Source organism: Sphingobacterium lumbrici (assembly GCF_006476045.1).
Lineage (GTDB): Bacteria > Bacteroidota > Bacteroidia > Sphingobacteriales > Sphingobacteriaceae > Sphingobacterium > Sphingobacterium lumbrici.
Genome location: NZ_SRZY01000011.1, coordinates 583,489 through 602,141 on the forward strand (window position 1 = coordinate 583,489; position 18,653 = coordinate 602,141).

An 18,653-nucleotide genomic window follows, 5' to 3' on the forward strand; every position below is an offset into this window, starting at 1 on the left:
AACGAAAAATTATTTAGATAACAAGTTGTCGCTTGAATTGTGTTGATTTTGGTGCTTTAAAGGTCGGTTTCCAATGAAGGTAAGGGAAGTGTGTTTGTTTTGCAATTTTGAGATAGTAGACGAGACATCGTGTTCGGCTTATAGTCGTTATATGTTCGGGAAAGAGTCATGGCCTCTTCGTAGCAGATAGAAGATGTGTCCGTGCTAACTCCGTAGTGAGTCCGTGCTGAGTCCGAGTCTAGCACGGATTCGAAGTGGTTTTAGTGTGCTCGCATAGTTGATATACTTGCTGTATGGTGCGAAGAAAGGATATCTCAGGTGCTAAGCGGTATCAAATAGGTGCTAATACACGGACTCAGGGTATTAAAACAGACACATCGTAAATTCTTTGGAAAACAATAATTAAGTTTGTCGCGATGTTATTTTTCTTTCGGTCGATATTGCATTTTATATTGTCTAATAGTAGACACGGTACACATTCCCCTTTTGTTTATAGGTTGGCAGATGAGGTGATTTACGCATCAGCTAAACAGAAAGCTACAGGGGGTAGTAAATCTGATCTTCTTATTGAAGAAATTGCAGCATATTATGGAGTAGCAATAAAACAGGATCAATCTGTATGGAGTGGAGCGCTTGATGTTTCCATTGAAAAGCTAGATTTAGAGGAGGTTGTGGACCTACAGCATCATTTTACATTTCTGTTTTTAAGGGATATACATAAGAACGCGTCTACCACAAAAATGTGGAATCTGCTAAGTAAAGAAGATTCCATTACCATTACGATAGATCTGTTCTATTTTGGAATAGTGTGTCATCGGGAAGGGCAGCGTAAGGAGCATTTTAAGCTCCGTTTCCCGTTTTGGAAATACTAAAAGGCTTCACTGATGCTTAGGTAAAAGCCAGACTGTCTTTTTTCTCCCGATCTCTTTTCTCCATGTGCATAATCCAGTCGGATCGTGCTGTTGTGCTCTAAACTAAAGAAATAACGTATCCCTCCGCCAAATGAAGGTACTAGCCGTAGGTTGTGCTGAGGGGAGAACGTGCTTCCTGTACCACCAAAGACAACAGCTCCGAGTCTTGGAATTATTCTATAGCGTAGTTCTGCCTGTGTAGCCGTGTAACTCTTGTCTTTATAACGTCCCAGATAATACCCTCTCATCGTCATGTCACCTCCTAGATCTCTAAAGGCGTAGAAAGGTATGTCTTTGCCGAAGGAAGTTCTGTATAGTGTCTGGATAGCGGTTGTTAATTTGGGCGTGAGGGGATAGAAGTATCTGACATCCAATTCGATTTGACTGCCTGTGAAATTATCTCCGTCCCAGAAGTTGGGAGCATAAGCATATTTTATTCGGCTGTAAAGGCCCGATGTGGAGTAAGTTGTGTTATTCCGGGTGTCGAATAATGCAGATGCCCCTAATGCGATGTATTTTCCACCTGTTTTGCCTAACACTTCATTTGATTCGAAAATGCCTCCAGGCTCTTCATCCGTAAAGGAGAAATGTTCAAAATTCGCATTTACTCCAAGGTAGAGCTTTGGCGATATTTTCTTTTCGATATCGAACTTCGCTCTGAAGAGTTCTTGGTCGATATAGTCTTCATCTATGAGTAATGTTTTGTTGCCAATACCGTAAAAATTGAACGGCCAATCTCTAAATCTTAATTCGGAAATAATATGATAGTCGTTGTTTTTCGTCCAGATATCTGATGTTAGTTTGATGTTTTTCTGTTGCTTGGTGGTCATGGTTGCCATCAGTGTCAGATTAGATGTGCGGCTGTTTAAATCCGATTTGTCGGTATAAAAATTATAGGTAGAAGCGAATCCGTATTCAAATCCTGATTCTTGTGCGTAGCCTATAGCGGGTAAAGCGATGAAACTTGCTCCTCTGGAGGAATCTTTTTTAGATGATAAAAACTGTTTGATAGTCCTTTTTATAAAATTATTGTTTTCTTGGGCGACTAAGGGGAGGGATAATAAAGTGCAAAGACAAAAAATAAAATTTCGTTTCATGTAGTTTTGATATCATTTTTACGTGTTTCAAACTTAGATAAAATGCTTTGCATTCACGAACCGAATGTAATGAGTTCATTGATGCCATTGAAAGCAAATATAAATAAATAACCGCGAAGCGCTCATGTCTGCTTTTAAAGGCAGACACAAATGAATAATGCTTAATAAAAAAGTACTAATGAAATATAATCCAAATATTTCGGAATAAGAAGATGGAATTGGGATTGAAAATTATTTCGTTGCATATCAGTGCAATGAAAAGAATGAGTGTGTTTTTTTTGGAAAATAATTTTGTAAAGTCCTTTTAGTGCCTATCTTTGCGTCATCGAAAACAAAATAAGGGTTATACTTGAATTCGTTTTTGAATCGTTCTTTTAAAGAAAAAACTTTTTTTAAAATACTCTTGCAAAAGTGAAATTAAATTTTGATTTTTGCACTCGCTGTTCGAGAGAACAGATTGTTCTTAGAGATTATATTAAAAGAAGAAAATATTAGCCTCCTTAGCTCAGCTGGTAGAGCAACTGACTTGTAATCAGTAGGTCATTGGTTCGATCCCGATAGGAGGCTCTAAAGCGACGTAAGTTGCTGGTCTGGAGGGGTTCCAGAGCGGTCAAATGGGACGGACTGTAAATCCGTTGCTTCGGCTTCGAAGGTTCGAATCCTTCTCCCTCCACACTAAATAGTTTGCGGATTGTTGCAGGTGAAAATCTTGCTACAATTACGCGAACGCAAGCGGAAGTAGCTCAGTTGGTAGAGCGATAGCCTTCCAAGCTATAGGTCGCGAGTTCGAACCTCGTCTTCCGCTCTTTAATATCAAGATTTTAAGTCTCTATCTTTCATGATAATCATGTAATGTAAGGTGGAGGCAATAATCTGTAAATAAGCTTTTGATAAGAAGCCGAAGTAGCTCAGGGGTAGAGCACTTCCTTGGTAAGGAAGAGGTCGTGGGTTCAAATCCCATCTTTGGCTCGAATAATTTAAGTTTGTTGACTTTGTAAAGAATTTAATAAAGAAATATTTAATAATTACTAATTCGCATAAACATGGCAAAAGAGAAATTTGACCGTAGTAAACCACACTTAAACATTGGTACAATCGGTCACGTTGACCACGGTAAAACTACTACAACTGCAGCTATCACTAAAGTATTGGCTGATAAAGGTTTATCAGAAGCTCGTTCATTTGATTCAATTGACTCTGCTCCTGAAGAAAAAGAACGTGGTATTACAATTAATACAGCGCACGTTGAGTATTCAACAGCTAACCGTCACTACGCACACGTTGACTGTCCAGGTCACGCGGATTACGTGAAAAACATGGTTACTGGTGCTGCTCAAATGGATGGTGCGATCATCGTAGTAGCTGCTACTGACGGTCCTATGCCTCAAACTCGTGAGCACATCTTATTGGCTCGCCAGGTAGGTGTTCCTGCATTAGTTGTTTTCATGAACAAAACTGACTTAGTTGATGACGAAGAGTTGTTAGACTTAGTTGAAATGGAAGTTCGTGAATTATTATCATTCTACGAATACCCAGGTGATGATATTCCTGTAATCAAAGGTTCTGCTTTAGGTGCATTGAATGGTGAGCCTGAGTGGGTTGAAAAAATCATGGAATTAATGGATGCTGTAGATAACTACATTCCAATTCCTCCACGTTTGACTGAGCTTCCTTTCTTGATGCCAGTAGAAGATGTTTTCTCTATCACAGGTCGTGGTACTGTAGCAACAGGTCGTATCGAAAGAGGTGTAATCAACTCTGGTGATCCAGTTGAGATCTTAGGTATGGGTGCTGAAAACTTAAAATCTACAGTAACAGGTGTGGAGATGTTCCGTAAAATATTAGATTACGGTGAAGCTGGTGATAACGTAGGTTTATTGTTGCGTGGTATTGAGAAAACTGATATCCGTCGTGGTATGGTTATCTGTAAACCAGGTTCTGTAACTCCTCACGATCACTTCAAAGCTGAAGTTTACGTATTGTCAAAAGCTGAAGGTGGACGTCATACTCCATTCTTTAACAAATACCGTCCTCAATTCTATTTCCGTACAACAGACGTTACTGGTGAGATTTCACTAGCTGAAGGTACTGAGATGGTTATGCCAGGTGATAACGTTACAATCACAGTTAAGTTGATTTCTCCTATCGCTATGGAAAAAGGTCTACGTTTCGCTATCCGTGAGGGTGGTCGTACAGTAGGTGCTGGTCAGGTAACTGAAATTTTATAGTCTTTATAGATTATACTAAATATAAAAATAAGCTAATTGGCTGATGCTGATTAGCTTATTTTTTCTAAGAGATCTGGGGTCGCTTAGCACTAAAAAAAAGTAAATAATATTTGCTGTAATGTATCGTAAACACTATATTTGCAGCATTGAAATAATAACTACACGGGCATAGTTCAATGGTAGAATAGAGGTCTCCAAAACCTTCGATCAGGGTTCGAATCCTTGTGCCCGTGCTAACATAACTTAAGTAACTACTAATGGCTAAAGTACTTGATTTTTTTAAAGACTCTTATGTTGAGATTACGGAGAAGGTAACTTGGCCTACTTGGTCTCAGTTGCAAAATCATGCAGTTGTTGTACTTGTTGCATCTGTTTTAATCGCACTGATTATTTTTGTGATGGATAAAGCTTCAAGTAACGTGTTAGAGGTGTTGTACGGTACAGCTTCTTAATTTTATCAATCAAATATCTATGGCTGATCAAAGTTTGAAATGGTACGTAGTGCGTGCTGTAAGTGGTAAGGAAAAAAAAGTAAAGCAATATATAGAGGCTGAAGTAAGTCGTCTTGGTATTCAGCATTTGGTTCCTCAGGTTTTAATACCTATGGAAAAATACTATCAAATGCGTGATGGTAAAAAGGTGGCTAAAGAGCGTAATTACTATCCTGGATATGTGCTTATCGAAGCTGCTTTAGATGGTGAGATCGAGCACGTAATCAAGAATTTGAATAGCGTAATCGGTTTCTTAGGAGATAAAGCTGGTAATGCTATTCCACTTCGCCAAGCTGAAATAAACCGTATTTTGGGTAAAGTGGATGAGATGGCTGAGCAAGGGGAGACTATTAATGTTGCCTATTACGTAGGAGAAGCTGTGAAAGTGGTAGACGGTCCATTTAATGGCTTTACTGGTGAAATTGAAGAAGTTCACGAAGATAAAAAGAAACTAACGGTAATGGTTAAAGTTTTTGGTCGTAAAACTCCATTGGAACTTAACTATATGCAAGTAGAAAAGGAATAAGATATTTTTTGTATAAAGAGAGCCCTTCTGAAAAATCAGAAGGGCTCTCTTTATATATAATGGGATAAGAAATATTTGTATATTAATTTGTTTGTGATTAATATATTGTATATCTTTGCACCTCATTTGGTTGCAAAACCATGTTTTAAGATCAGATGAATAAATGTTACGTTATTTGCTTCCAACTTACTAACAAACATTTAACACATTAAATTTATAACAAAATGGCAAAAGAAGTCAGTGCGTTAGTAAAATTACAAGTTAAGGGCGGTGCAGCCAATCCATCTCCTCCAGTAGGACCTGCTTTAGGTGCTAAAGGTGTGAATATTATGGATTTCTGTAAGCAGTTCAATGCTCGTACGCAAGACAAACCCGGTCAGGTTTTACCTGTTGTCATTACTGTTTATGCAGACAAATCATTTGATTTTATCATCAAAACTCCACCGGTAGCTATTCAATTGAAAGATGCTGCTAAATTAAAAAGTGGATCTGGTGAGCCTAACCGTAAAAAAGTTGCTTCGGTAACTTGGGAACAGGTTGAGGTTATCGCTAAAGATAAAATGCCGGATTTGAATGCATTTACTGTAGAGTCAGCTATGAAAATGGTAGCTGGAACGGCGCGTAGTATGGGTATCACTGTTTCAGGTGACGCTCCTTGGAAAAATTAATTAACGAAATCAGTTTAAGAAAGTGGCTAGATTAACAAAAAATCAAAAAGCGGCACTATCCAAAATTGAAGCTGGTAAGGCGTATTCTTTACAAGAAGCTGCGGCTTTAGTAAAAGATATTACGACAACTAAATTTGATGCTTCAGTGGATATCGACGTTCGTTTAGGCGTAGATCCACGTAAAGCGAATCAAATGGTTCGTGGTATTGCGACATTACCTCACGGAACCGGTAAAACTGTGCGTGTTTTAGTATTATGTACTCCTGATAAGGAGGAAGAGGCTAAAGCTGCTGGTGCGGATTACGTAGGTCTTGACGACTATATCAGCAAAATCGAAGGTGGTTGGACTGACGTTGACATCATTATTACCATGCCTAGTGTAATGGCAAAAGTGGGTAAATTGGGGCGTATTTTAGGCCCGAGAAACTTAATGCCAAATCCTAAAACTGGTACAGTAACTACAGAGGTAGGTAAAGCTGTAACAGATGTAAAAGGCGGTAAGATCGATTTCAAAGTTGACAAAACCGGTATCATCCACACTTCAGTTGGAAAAGTGTCTTTCCCTGCGGAGAAGATTTATGATAATGCTTTAGAGGTATTACAAACTATTGCAAAATTAAAACCTTCGGCAGCTAAGGGAACATACTTCAAGAGTATCCATATCTCATCAACAATGAGTCCCGGTATTCATATCGAAACTAAATCAGTAGCTGGAATTTAATCATGAGAAAAGAAGAAAAACAAGAAATTGTTCAAGCTTTGGCCGAACAGATTAAATCTTTTGGTAATTTTTATATTACTGACACAGCTGATTTAACTGTTGACAAGATCAATGGAATTCGTCGCAAGTGTTACGAGCAAGGGATCATCATCCAAGTGGCTAAAAACTCATTAATTGAGAAGGCGCTTGTTGAAGCAGGGATCGATTCAGAAGAATTGCGTAGTGTACTCAAAGGTGCTTCTACATTGTTGTTCTCTGAAGTAGGAAATGCGCCTGCGAAGTTGATTAAAGAATTGCGCAAATCAGGTGACAAGCCTGTATTAAAAGCAGCATATATTCAAGAAACAGCTTTCGTAGGTGACGATCAATTGAATGCATTAGTTACCCTTAAATCTAAGGATGAGCTTGTTGCAGACATTATCGCAGCGCTTCAATCACCAGCGAAGAATGTTATTTCTGCACTTCAATCGGGCGGAAATACTATTTCAGGTTTAGTAAAAGCTTTAGAACAAAGAGGATAACGAACGCCTCAATAAATTAAAAGTTCGTAATATTAATTAACAACATTTATTAAGTAAATTCAAAAAATCAAAATAAAATGGCAGATTTAAAACAACTTGCTGAACAGTTAGTAAACTTAACAGTAAAAGAAGTTAAGGAATTAGCTGATATCCTAAAAGACGAATATGGTATCGAGCCTGCTGCTGCTGCTGTTGCAGTTGCTGCTGCTCCTGCTGAAGGTGGTGCTGCTGCGGCTGAAGAGAAAACATCTTTCGATGTAATCTTGAAAGAAGCTGGTGGTCAAAAATTAGCAGTAGTTAAATTAGTTAAAGATTTAGCTGGTCTAGGTTTGAAAGAAGCTAAAGATTTAGTTGACGGCGCTCCTAAAGAATTAAAAGCTGGTGTTTCTAAAGACGAAGCAGAAGCTTTGAAAAAACAATTAGAAGAAGCTGGAGCTGTTGTTGAGATTAAGTAATCTCACATAGAGCCCTAAAAGGTTAGACTCTGATAGACTATCTATCAGAGTCTATTCCTGTTTTATACTATAAGTCTTGTGAAGAGGTAGTGCTGGCTTCTTTACATTTACAACAGAACAGCACAGTTAAGCTCAGTTTTTTTAAACTAAAATCTTATTCCCTTGGCAAACAGTAATATTCAAAAAGAAAGAGTAAATTTTGCTACAAGTAAGAAGGTAATTGATTACCCCGATTTCTTGGATGTGCAATTGCAGTCTTTCAAGGAGTTTTTTCAATTAGAAACTACTTCTGATAATCGCCATCAGGAAGGGTTGTACAAGGTTTTCGCGGAAAACTTCCCTATTTCTGATTCAAGAAACATTTTTGTGCTCGAGTTTTTGGATTATTTCATTGATCCACCTCGCTATGATATCCAAGAGTGTATCGAGCGTGGTCTGACGTACAGCGTGCCGTTGAAGGCAAAATTAAAATTATCTTGTAATGATGAAGAACACGAAGATTTCGAAACGATCGTACAAGATGTATATTTAGGTACAATTCCTTACATGACTCCCAAAGGTACATTTGTTATCAATGGTGCTGAACGTGTTATTGTATCTCAATTACACCGCTCTCCTGGTGTATTCTTTGGTCAGAGTAGACACACAAATGGTACTAAACTTTATTCTGCTAGGGTAATTCCTTTTAAAGGTTCTTGGATCGAATTTGCGACAGATGTGAACAACGTCATGTACGCCTATATCGATCGTAAGAAGAAATTCCCAGTTACAACTTTATTACGTGCAATCGGTTTTGATTCGGATAAAGATATCTTAGAATTGTTTGACCTTGCAGATGAAGTAAAAGTTAGTAAATCTGGTTTAAAGAAATATGTTGGTCGTCGTTTGGCGGCTAGGGTATTAAAAAAATGGATTGAAGATTTCGTGGATGAAGATACAGGTGAAGTTGTATCTATCGATCGTAACGAAATTATACTTGAACGCGAAACTGTCCTAGAAGAAGATCACATTGACTTGATCATCGATGCCGGTGTAAAATCTATTATTTTGGCTAAAGATGATGATTCAAACAATGCAGACTATTCTATTATATATAATACCTTACAGAAAGATACGTCAAATTCTGAAAAGGAAGCGGTAGAGCATATCTATCGTCAATTGCGTAATGCGGAACCACCTGATGAAGAAACTGCTCGTGGTATCATCGACCGTTTATTCTTTTCTGATAAACGTTATGATTTAGGAGATGTAGGTCGTTACCGGATCAACCGCAAGCTTCAATTGGATACGGCTGCCGAAACGAAAGTATTGACACGTCAAGATATTATCGCGATCGTGAAATACTTAATTAACCTGATCAATTCTAAAGCTGAGGTAGATGATATCGATCACTTGTCAAATCGTCGTGTACGTACGGTAGGTGAACAGTTATATGCTCAATTTGGAGTTGGTTTAGCTCGTATGGCGCGTACAATCCGTGAGCGTATGAATATCCGCGACAACGAGGTGTTTACACCTACGGATTTGATTAATGCACGTACACTGTCGTCGGTGATTAATTCGTTCTTCGGAACGAATCAGCTTTCTCAGTTTATGGATCAAACAAATCCGTTAGCCGAGATAACACACAAACGTCGTTTGTCAGCTTTAGGTCCAGGTGGTCTGTCGCGCGAACGTGCCGGTTTTGAGGTGCGTGACGTTCACTATACACACTACGGTCGTCTTTGTACGATTGAAACTCCAGAGGGACCAAATATCGGTTTGATTTCTTCTCTATCTGTACATGCTAAGATTAACAACTTAGGTTTCATCGAAACTCCTTACCGTATTGTAAGAGATGGTAAAGTTGTTGTGGATGAACCAGTGGTATATTTATCTGCGGAAGATGAAGACGGTAAAACTATTGCGCAAGCAAATGCACAATACGATGATAACGGTAACTATTTAGAAGCTAAAGTAAAAGCGAGGTATGAGGGTGATTTCCCGATTATCGTGCCTGAGAAATTAGACTATATGGATGTTGCCCCTAATCAGATTACATCTATTGCGGCGTCTTTGATTCCTTTCTTGGAGCATGATGATGCCAACCGTGCCTTGATGGGATCTAACATGCAACGTCAAGCTGTTCCATTGTTACGTCCTCAAGCTCCTATTGTAGGAACCGGATTAGAAGGCCGCGTGGCTTCAGATTCTCGGACATTAATTAACGCAGAAGGAAACGGTGTCGTAGAATACGTAGATGCACAAGAAATAAAAATTCGTTACGAACGTAACGAAGATGATCGTCTAGTTTCATTTGACGATGATATTAGAACATATCGATTGATCAAATTCAAGAAAACCAATCAGAATACTTGTATCAACTTAAAACCTATCGTTAGAAAAGGGCAAAAAGTTACTAAAGGTCAAGTGCTTTGTGAAGGTTATGCGACTGAAGATGGTGAATTGGCATTAGGACGTAACTTAAAAGTAGCATTCATGCCTTGGCAGGGATACAACTTTGAGGATGCGATCGTAATTTCTGAACGTGTGGTATCTCAGGATATTTTCACTTCATTACACATTGAAGAATTCGAATTAGAGGTTCGTGATACAAAACGTGGTGAAGAAGAATTGACGGCGGATATTCCTAACGTATCGGAAGAAGCTACTAAAGATCTGGATGAGAATGGTATCATTCGTATCGGAGCGGAAGTAGGTGAGGGTGATATTTTGATCGGTAAGATTACACCTAAAGGTGAATCAGATCCTTCTCCGGAAGAAAAATTATTACGTGCTATATTCGGTGATAAGGCGGGCGATGTTAAAGATGCCTCTTTAAAAACTCCTCCTTCGATTAAAGGTGTTGTAATTGATACTAAATTATTCTCACGTGCTAAGAAGATGTCTAAAGAAGTCGAAAGAAAAGCTTTAGAGAAATTGGAAGTAGCACACGATAAGAACCTAAGATCACTAAAAGAGCGCTTGGTAGACAAACTATTTACTATTGTAAACGGTAAAACCAGTCAAGGTGTTTATAATTCTTATCGCGAATTATTGGTAGCAAAGGGTGCGAAATTTACGCAGAAAATCCTAACGGATTTGGATTATGCACACATCAATCCAACAGGTTGGACTACTGATGATGAAAAGAATGAGATGATTAAAATGTCTCTTCATAACTACAATATTAAGTATAACGAAGAGTTAGGAGCTTTCAAACGCGATAAATTCGCGATCTCGGTAGGGGATGAACTTCCATCAGGTATTGTTCAAATGGCTAAAGTTTACGTGGCAAAGAAACGTAAATTGAAAGTAGGAGATAAGATGGCTGGTCGTCACGGTAATAAAGGTATTGTCGCACGTATCGTACGTGATGAAGATATGCCTTTCTTAGAAGACGGAACGCCGGTAGATATCGTATTGAATCCATTAGGTGTACCTTCTCGTATGAACTTAGGTCAGATTTATGAAACGGTTCTTGGATGGGCAGGTCAAAAATTAGGAATGAAGTTCGCTACGCCAATCTTCGATGGTGCTGAAATGGGCCAAGTAGAGGAGTGGGTAGCAAAAGCGGAATTGCCTAAATCAGGCCGTACCTATCTTTACAACGGGTTAACGGGAGAGCGTTTTGATCAACCTACTACTGTCGGCGTGATTTACATGTTGAAATTAGGTCACATGGTAGATGATAAAATGCACGCACGTTCGATCGGACCTTATTCATTGATTACACAACAACCATTGGGTGGTAAAGCACAATTTGGTGGTCAGCGTTTCGGTGAGATGGAGGTTTGGGCATTGGAGGCATTCGGTGCATCTAATATCCTTCAGGAGATCTTGACTGTGAAATCCGATGATGTAGTAGGTCGTGCTAAAACTTACGAAGCAATCGTGAAGGGTAACAATTTGCCAACTCCATCGGTACCAGAATCGTTCAACGTATTGGTACATGAGTTGCGTGGATTAGGTTTAGATATCACATTAGATTAATCAAGCAAATAGGGCTTAACGGATGGAACCATCTGTTAAGCTTCTTTAAAGCTTTAACTTTTGAATAAGTATGTCTTACAAAAAAGATAATAAAATTAAAAGCAACTTTACATCGATCACGATCAGCTTAGCGTCTCCGGAGACAATTTTGGAACGTTCAAGTGGTGAAGTTGTAAAACCAGAAACGATCAACTACCGTACGTACAAACCGGAGCGTGATGGTCTATTCTGTGAGCGTATCTTCGGTCCGGTAAAGGATTACGAATGTCACTGTGGTAAATACAAACGTATCCGTTATAAGGGTATTGTATGTGACCGTTGTGGTGTTGAAGTTACAGAGAAAAAAGTGCGTCGTGAGCGTATGGGGCACATCTCTTTGGTGGTTCCTGTTGCACATATTTGGTACTTTCGTTCTCTTCCCAACAAAATTGGTTACTTATTAGGTCTTCCTACTAAGAAGCTAGACATGATCATCTATTACGAGCGATACGTGGTAATCCAAGCAGGTATCAAAGAAGATGATGGTATTTCTTATATGGATTTCTTAACAGAAGAAGAGTATTTAGATATTTTAGATACTTTACCAAAAGAGAACCAATACCTGGATGACAACGATCCTCAAAAGTTCGTTGCGAAAATGGGTGCTGAAGCATTGGAAGAGTTATTGAAACGCATTGATCTTGATCGATTGTCATACGATTTACGTCATCAGGCAGCTAATGAAACTTCTCAGCAACGTAAAAATGAAGCGTTAAAACGTCTTCATGTTGTGGAGGCATTCCGTGGTTCAAGAGATCGTATTGAAAATCGTCCGGAATGGATGATCGTAAAAATCGTTCCTATTATTCCACCGGAATTACGTCCTTTAGTTCCTTTGGATGGTGGCCGTTTTGCGACTTCGGATTTGAATGACTTATACCGTCGTGTGATTATCCGTAATAATCGTTTGAAACGTTTGATCGAAATCAAAGCTCCTGAAGTAATTTTACGTAACGAAAAGCGTATGCTTCAAGAAGCTGTTGACTCGTTGTTTGACAACTCACGTAAAGTGAATGCTGTTAAGACAGAAGGTAACCGTGCCTTGAAATCGTTATCAGATATCTTGAAAGGTAAACAAGGCCGTTTCCGTCAAAACTTATTAGGTAAACGTGTCGATTATTCGGCTCGTTCGGTAATTGTGGTTGGTCCTCATTTGAAATTACACGAGTGTGGTCTTCCTAAAGATATGGCTGCAGAGCTTTACAAACCATTTATCATCCGTAAGATGATTGAAAGAGGTATTGTAAAAACCGTAAAATCAGCTAAAAAAATCGTAGATCGTAAAGATCCGGTTGTATGGGATATCCTTGAAAATGTATTGAAAGGACACCCTGTATTATTAAACCGTGCACCTACGCTTCACCGTTTGGGTATTCAGGCTTTTCAACCGACTTTAGTAGAGGGTAAAGCCATTCAATTGCACCCGTTAGTGTGTACAGCGTTCAACGCCGATTTTGACGGTGACCAAATGGCAGTCCACTTACCATTAGGTAATGCTGCAATTTTGGAAGCCCAAATCTTAATGTTGGCGGCACATAATATTCTTAACCCTGCTAACGGTTCTCCGGTTACTGTACCGTCTCAAGATATGGTATTGGGTCTTTATTATATTACTAAAGGCCGTAAATCGGATGAAAACCGTAAGATGAGAGGTGAAGGAAGTATATTCTATTCTCCAGAAGAAGTTATTATCGCTTTAAATGAGGAACAGGTAGATCTTCACTCGTGGATTAAAGTTAAGACTCAGGTTAAACTAGGTGAAGATCAGTATGGTCAACAAATCATTGAAACGACTGTAGGGCGGGTAATCTTTAATCAGATTGTTCCTCACGAGGTAGGTTATATCAATGAGATCTTGACGAAGAAATCACTTCGTAATGTCATTGGAGAGATCGTGAAAAATACGGGTATGGCTCGTGCAGCGAAATTCTTGGATGATATGAAAGAGTTAGGATTCCAAACAGCCTTTAAAGGTGGTTTGTCATTCAACTTGCAAGATTTGAATATTCCGGATGCTAAAGCTGACTTGATTGCTCAAGCTACTAATGAGGTAGAAGAGGTAATGGGTAACTATAACATGGGTTTCATTACGAACAATGAGCGTTACAACCAAATCATCGATATCTGGACGCGTATCAACAACAGGTTGACTGCGCACGTGATGGATATCTTATCAAATGACAACCAAGGTTTCAACTCTGTATATATGATGTTGGATTCTGGGGCGCGTGGTTCAAAAGAACAAATTCGTCAGTTGTGCGGTATGCGTGGTTTGATGGCTAAACCTCAGAAATCTGGTAATTCAGGTGGTGAAATTATTGAAAACCCGATTTTATCAAACTTTAAAGAAGGTCTTTCCGTATTAGAGTACTTTATTTCTACACACGGTGCGCGTAAGGGTCTTGCCGATACGGCATTGAAAACGGCCGATGCGGGTTACTTAACGCGTCGTCTGCATGACGTTGCTCAAGATATGATTGTCGTAGATCACGATTGTGGAGGTTTACGTGGTATCTATACTACTGCATTGAAAGATAACGATGATATCGTTGAACCATTATACGATCGTATCTTAGGTCGTACACCACTTCATGATGTTTATCATCCAGAAACGAACGAATTGATCGTAGCTGCGAACGATGATATTACCGAAGAAGTTGGGTATGCAATAGAAGAGGCTGGTATTGAAGGTGTTGAAATTCGTTCGGTATTAACTTGTGAATCTAAACGCGGAGTATGTGCTTGTTGTTATGGCCGTAACTTAGCTTCCGGTAAACGTGTACAAATGGGTGAAGCTGTCGGTGTAATTGCCGCACAGTCTATTGGTGAGCCGGGTACGCAGTTAACACTTCGTACGTTCCACGTGGGTGGTACAGCATCTAACATTGCCAACGAGTCAACTATCATTGCTAAATACGAAGGTATTGTTGAATTCGAGAATGTTCGTACCGTTGAGAAGCAAGGTGAAGATGGTCCATATCAAGTTGTATTGGGACGTTCAGGTGAGATTAAAATCGTTAGTGGTGAAAACAACAAAGTTCTCTATCAACAAATCATTCCTTACGGTTCGAACTTGTTCGTAAAAGAAGGAGACAAAGTTGAAAAAGGAGCCAAACTTGTTGACTGGGATCCATATAATGCGGTAATCATTTCCGAGTTTGCGGGTAAAGTGGAGTTTGATGCCATTATCGAAGGTGTTACTTTCCGTGAAGAATCCGATGAGCAAACAGGTCACAAAGAAAAAGTAATCATTGAAACTCGTGATAAGACGAAAAACCCTACTATCAAAGTTGTTGATTTGAAAGGCGAAGTAATCCGCTCGTACAACATCCCTGTAGGAGCTCACGTTTCGGTATCTCATGGTCAAAAAGTAAAAGAAGGAGCTATCTTAGTTAAGATCCCTCGTTCTACCGGTAAGACGCGAGATATTACGGGTGGTCTTCCACGTGTAACGGAGTTATTCGAAGCGCGTAACCCATCTAACCCAGCGGTAGTTACTGAAATCGATGGTGTTGTATCATTAGGAGGTGTTAAGCGTGGTAACCGTGAGATTTCGATCGAATCCCGTGATGGACAAGTGAAGAAATATTTGGTTCCGCTTTCGAAACATATTCTGGTACAAGATAATGATTTTATTAAAGCAGGTATGCCTTTGTCAGACGGTCAGATTTCTCCTGGAGATATCTTATCTATCAAAGGGCCGGCAGCCGTTCAGGAGTATATCGTAAATGGTATTCAAGAGGTTTACCGTCTTCAAGGTGTAAAAATCAATGATAAGCACTTTGAAACGATCGTTCACCAAATGATGCAAAAAGTTCATATTGAAGATCCGGGAGATACACGTTTCTTAGAGAAAGAAGCTGTAAACAAATGGGATTTCATGTTGGAAAACGATTCATTGTACGATAAAAAGGTTATTGTTGAGTCAGGTGATTCTTCGACTTTACGTGCGGGTCAAATCGTTACGTTGCGTAAACTTCGTGAAGAAAACTCTAGCTTGAAACGTCAAGACTTGAAATTGGTGGAAGTACGTGATGCAATTCCTGCTACTTCAAGCCCATTGTTACAAGGTATTACAAGAGCTTCATTAGGAACCAAATCGTTCATTTCAGCAGCGTCCTTCCAGGAAACTACGAAAGTATTGAACGAGGCAGCTATTGCAGGTAAACGTGATAATTTATTAGGTTTGAAAGAAAACGTAATTGTTGGTCACTTAATTCCTTCTGGTACCGGTCTGCGTAAATACAGTAATATTATCGTAGGTTCACGTGAGGAATACGATCAATTATTGGCATCGAAAGAAGAAGATTAATATTCTCTTTTTAATATAAATATAAAGGCTAGCAAATTTTGCTAGCCTTTATTATTTCCGTTTATATGCAGAATGTTTTATTGTTTGATCCAGCTAAACAATTGCTTACTTCGTTCAGCTAACCACGAATAATCTGTTGCCCCCTCTGGTTCTTGAAATAATTTGGAACCCAGACCAACGGAGTATACTCCGGCTTCAAACCATCCCTGAATATTTTTCTCTTCTACGTCAACACCGCCTGTCGGCATGAATTTAACCTTTGGAAACAGCGGTTTGATTGCTTTTAAAAATTTCGGACCAAGTGTATCTCCCGGAAATAGTTTAACAAGTGGTGCTCCCAATTTTTCGGCAACGGCGATTTCAGAAGGTGTCATACAACCCGGAATCCATAAAATACCTTTATCTAATGTTTCTTTAGCAATACTTGGTTCAATAATAGGACTTACGATAAATTCTGCGCCAACTGCTAAAAAGCTTTTCGCCTGTTCAACATCTTTTATTGTTCCAATACCCAATACCAATCCGGGGAGATGCAAATTTTTGTAATCCAATAATATTTTGAAATTTTCCAATGCTTTTTCACCTCGATTTACAAATTCGAAAACGCGAATTCCTCCTTCATAAGCGGCCTTAACGATTTCAATGCATTTCGCACTGTCATCATGATAATAAACAGGTATTACTGGGTATTTATTGATTGTTTCTAATATATTGTTCATGATTATTTAAATTTTCCGTTTCCAAAATCGCCTTCTACAAATAGTTTTTGATATCCAGCCCCTGTCGCTATTTCAATTATTTCCCGAGGATCAGCCGTGTTTTTTAATGCATGAATAAATCCTGCCATAAATGCATCGCCACTTCCTATGCGATCAATTACCGCATTCGTTTCAAATATTTGCGAGATGCTATTTTTTTCTCTCGAATGATAGGTTCCGTAGAATAGATTGTGTGTGGGATTGTCCATAAAGCGATAGGTATTGGCGATATGTTTCGTTTTGGGGAACTTATTGAATATCTCCTTCGCTGATTTTATTGCATATTCATAATATGTTTGAATCTCGGTTTCCCGATTTAGGGATTCATCAATAGATGTGCCCAGCATTTTATTCGCGGCCCATATATTGCCCATTACTACATCACAGTATTCAACCAATTGAGGCATTATTTCAATAGGTTGTTTGCCGTATTGCCACAGCTTGCTTCTGTAATTCAAGTCTACCGAAATTGTGATATTTCTCGCACTCGCTTCGTTCAATAATTGCTCGGTTAATGAGGCCATCTGTTCATTAAGGGCAGGTGTAAGCGCAGTCCAATGCAGCCAATCTACATTTCCCAGTAATGACTCATAATCGATATCTTCCGGACGAAGCTGGCTAAAGCTTGAGTACTTCCGGTCATATATTACCTCTCCTTTGGTAAGGCCATTGGCCGATAGGAGAATATATGATCCGATTCTATCGCCGATTTTGGATACTTTAGAAGTGTCGACATTAGATTCGTGGAGTATGGCGATAATTTCGGCGGATAGTGGATTGTCGGGGAAAGCACTGTAGTAAGAAGTTTTTGTTCCCATTTGTGCCAGCGATACAGCTACATTTGCTTCTGAACCTCCAGGGTACAATCTGGACAAATTATTGCCTTTTTCAAAAAAGGAATTGCCTACAGCTTGTTGTCGGATCAATATTTCTCCAAAAGATAAGACGCTTTTCATTAGAATGGTTTTGATTAATACGCTAAAAATACGATTTAACTGTGATAAATAAGAGTCAGTTAATGTATAAATTTATCGCAATCGTTATCGTATTTTACGTTCATTTATTGTTGTTTTTTTTGGTATCTTGCTTTGATAAAATTATAAACAATTGTTAAATGAATGTTTTAGAAAAATTTTCCTTAAAAGGGAAAGTAATAATTGTTACTGGAGGAACAGGTGTTTTAGGGAAATCCTTTGTGAAGGCACTTGCAGAAGCCAAGGCTAGAGTTTGTATTATTGGTCGTGATCAAGAGCGTGCTGACGAGCGTGTACGATTAGTAGAGACTTTCGGTAGTGAGGGACTTGCTATTGTGGGCGATGTAATGAGTGAGCAATCAATGATTGCAGCCCGAGAGCAGATACTGGCCAAATGGGGAACGATAGACGGATTGGTAAATGCAGCAGGGGGTAATATTCAAGGCGCAACAATTGCGCCCGAACAGGATATCTTCAGCGCAAATGTACAAGATACAATCAAAGCTATTGAATTGAATCTCTTTGGAACGATAATTCCAACTCATGTTTTTGGGAAGGTACTTGCAGAAAATGGCAAAGGTTCGATTATCAATATAGGTTCGTTGTCATCAAGTCAGGCTATTACACGTGTATTGGGTTACACCGTAGCCAAAAATGGTGTTATTGGATTTACAAAATGGATGGCCACTGAATTGGCATTACGTTATGGTGACAGAATTAGAGTAAATGCGATAGCCCCAGGTGTATTTTTAACAGAACAAAATAGGGCTTTACTCACTAATACGGATGGCACATATACTGCTCGCGCCCAAAAATTTATTAATGGAACACCTTTTTCAAGATTAGGAGATCCTTCTGAGTTGGAGGGTACATTGGTTTATCTATTGAGTGACGCATCATCTTTCGTTTCGGGAGAGACTGTGTACGTTGATGGTGGATTTAACGCGTGGAGTGGAGTTTAATTATAAATAATTTATTTG

Annotated in this window: 14 protein-coding genes and 5 tRNA genes; 16 read left to right on the plus strand and 3 right to left on the minus strand. The window is 39.0% G+C overall.

Features of this window, described 5'->3' with window-relative positions:
• Positions 1–452 precede the first annotated feature (452 nt).
• A complete protein-coding gene (locus tag E4F24_RS04765; protein ID WP_140937521.1) occupies positions 453–872 on the plus strand; it encodes a hypothetical protein in 420 nt (139 codons plus the stop codon).
• Here the strand turns inward: E4F24_RS04765 and E4F24_RS04770 are convergent.
• Positions 869–2,008: a BamA/TamA family outer membrane protein gene (locus tag E4F24_RS04770; RefSeq protein ID WP_140937522.1), complete on the minus strand. Its 1,140-nt coding sequence runs from the start codon at positions 2,006–2,008 to the stop codon at positions 869–871. The two genes, E4F24_RS04765 and E4F24_RS04770, sit on opposite strands and share 4 nt — an antisense overlap.
• A gap of 494 nt (positions 2,009–2,502) precedes the next feature.
• Between E4F24_RS04770 and E4F24_RS04775 the strand changes: the two genes are divergently transcribed.
• From E4F24_RS04775 to rpoC, 14 genes are all read left to right on the plus strand, one after another.
• Positions 2,503–2,575 (plus strand) — tRNA-Thr (locus tag E4F24_RS04775).
• 25 nt (positions 2,576–2,600) lie between these two features.
• Positions 2,601–2,681: transfer RNA gene (locus tag E4F24_RS04780), tRNA-Tyr, on the plus strand.
• 59 nt (positions 2,682–2,740) lie between these two features.
• A tRNA-Gly gene (locus E4F24_RS04785) sits at positions 2,741–2,813 on the plus strand.
• 92 nt (positions 2,814–2,905) lie between these two features.
• Positions 2,906–2,977 (plus strand) — tRNA-Thr (locus E4F24_RS04790).
• Positions 2,978–3,051: 74 nt separating this feature from the next.
• Entirely contained in the window at positions 3,052–4,236 is a 1,185-nt protein-coding gene (gene tuf / locus E4F24_RS04795; RefSeq protein ID WP_140937523.1) for an elongation factor Tu, read from the plus strand.
• A 162-nt stretch (positions 4,237–4,398) separates the two neighbouring features.
• Positions 4,399–4,469: transfer RNA gene (locus E4F24_RS04800), tRNA-Trp, on the plus strand.
• A 24-nt stretch (positions 4,470–4,493) separates the two neighbouring features.
• The gene (gene secE, locus E4F24_RS04805) at positions 4,494–4,688 is read left to right on the plus strand and encodes a preprotein translocase subunit SecE (protein WP_136900959.1); all 195 of its coding nucleotides are present in this window, start codon (positions 4,494–4,496) and stop codon (positions 4,686–4,688) included.
• 19 nt (positions 4,689–4,707) lie between these two features.
• The gene (nusG, locus tag E4F24_RS04810) at positions 4,708–5,253 is read left to right on the plus strand and encodes a transcription termination/antitermination protein NusG (RefSeq protein WP_140937524.1); all 546 of its coding nucleotides are present in this window, start codon (positions 4,708–4,710) and stop codon (positions 5,251–5,253) included.
• Positions 5,254–5,477: 224 nt separating this feature from the next.
• A complete protein-coding gene (gene rplK / locus E4F24_RS04815; RefSeq protein WP_136900961.1) occupies positions 5,478–5,921 on the plus strand; it encodes a 50S ribosomal protein L11 in 444 nt (147 codons plus the stop codon).
• Between the two features lie 22 nt (positions 5,922–5,943).
• Positions 5,944–6,642 (plus strand): 50S ribosomal protein L1, encoded by a 699-nt coding sequence (gene rplA, locus E4F24_RS04820; RefSeq protein ID WP_136900962.1) that lies wholly within the window; start codon positions 5,944–5,946, stop codon positions 6,640–6,642.
• A gap of 2 nt (positions 6,643–6,644) precedes the next feature.
• Positions 6,645–7,163 (plus strand): 50S ribosomal protein L10, encoded by a 519-nt coding sequence (gene rplJ, locus E4F24_RS04825; protein ID WP_140937525.1) that lies wholly within the window; start codon positions 6,645–6,647, stop codon positions 7,161–7,163.
• 77 nt (positions 7,164–7,240) lie between these two features.
• A complete protein-coding gene (gene rplL / locus E4F24_RS04830) occupies positions 7,241–7,618 on the plus strand; it encodes a 50S ribosomal protein L7/L12 (protein ID WP_002992785.1) in 378 nt (125 codons plus the stop codon).
• 162 nt (positions 7,619–7,780) lie between these two features.
• Entirely contained in the window at positions 7,781–11,590 is a 3,810-nt protein-coding gene (gene rpoB, locus E4F24_RS04835; RefSeq protein WP_140937526.1) for a DNA-directed RNA polymerase subunit beta, read from the plus strand.
• A 70-nt stretch (positions 11,591–11,660) separates the two neighbouring features.
• Entirely contained in the window at positions 11,661–15,941 is a 4,281-nt protein-coding gene (gene rpoC, locus E4F24_RS04840) for a DNA-directed RNA polymerase subunit beta' (RefSeq protein WP_140937527.1), read from the plus strand.
• Between the two features lie 77 nt (positions 15,942–16,018).
• On the opposite strand, the gene E4F24_RS04845 is transcribed toward rpoC, so the two are convergent.
• Together E4F24_RS04845 and E4F24_RS04850 are read right to left on the minus strand one after the other, a co-directional pair.
• Complete coding sequence (locus E4F24_RS04845; RefSeq protein ID WP_140937528.1) at positions 16,019–16,660, minus strand: bifunctional 4-hydroxy-2-oxoglutarate aldolase/2-dehydro-3-deoxy-phosphogluconate aldolase; 642 nt, start codon at positions 16,658–16,660, stop codon at positions 16,019–16,021.
• A gap of 2 nt (positions 16,661–16,662) precedes the next feature.
• Entirely contained in the window at positions 16,663–17,655 is a 993-nt protein-coding gene (locus tag E4F24_RS04850) for a sugar kinase (RefSeq protein WP_181182364.1), read from the minus strand.
• 158 nt (positions 17,656–17,813) lie between these two features.
• On the opposite strand from E4F24_RS04850, the gene E4F24_RS04855 reads away from it, so the two are divergent.
• On the plus strand, positions 17,814–18,635 hold the full coding sequence (locus E4F24_RS04855; protein ID WP_140937530.1) for an SDR family oxidoreductase: 822 nt from the start codon (positions 17,814–17,816) through the stop codon (positions 18,633–18,635).
• Positions 18,636–18,653 lie beyond the last annotated feature (18 nt).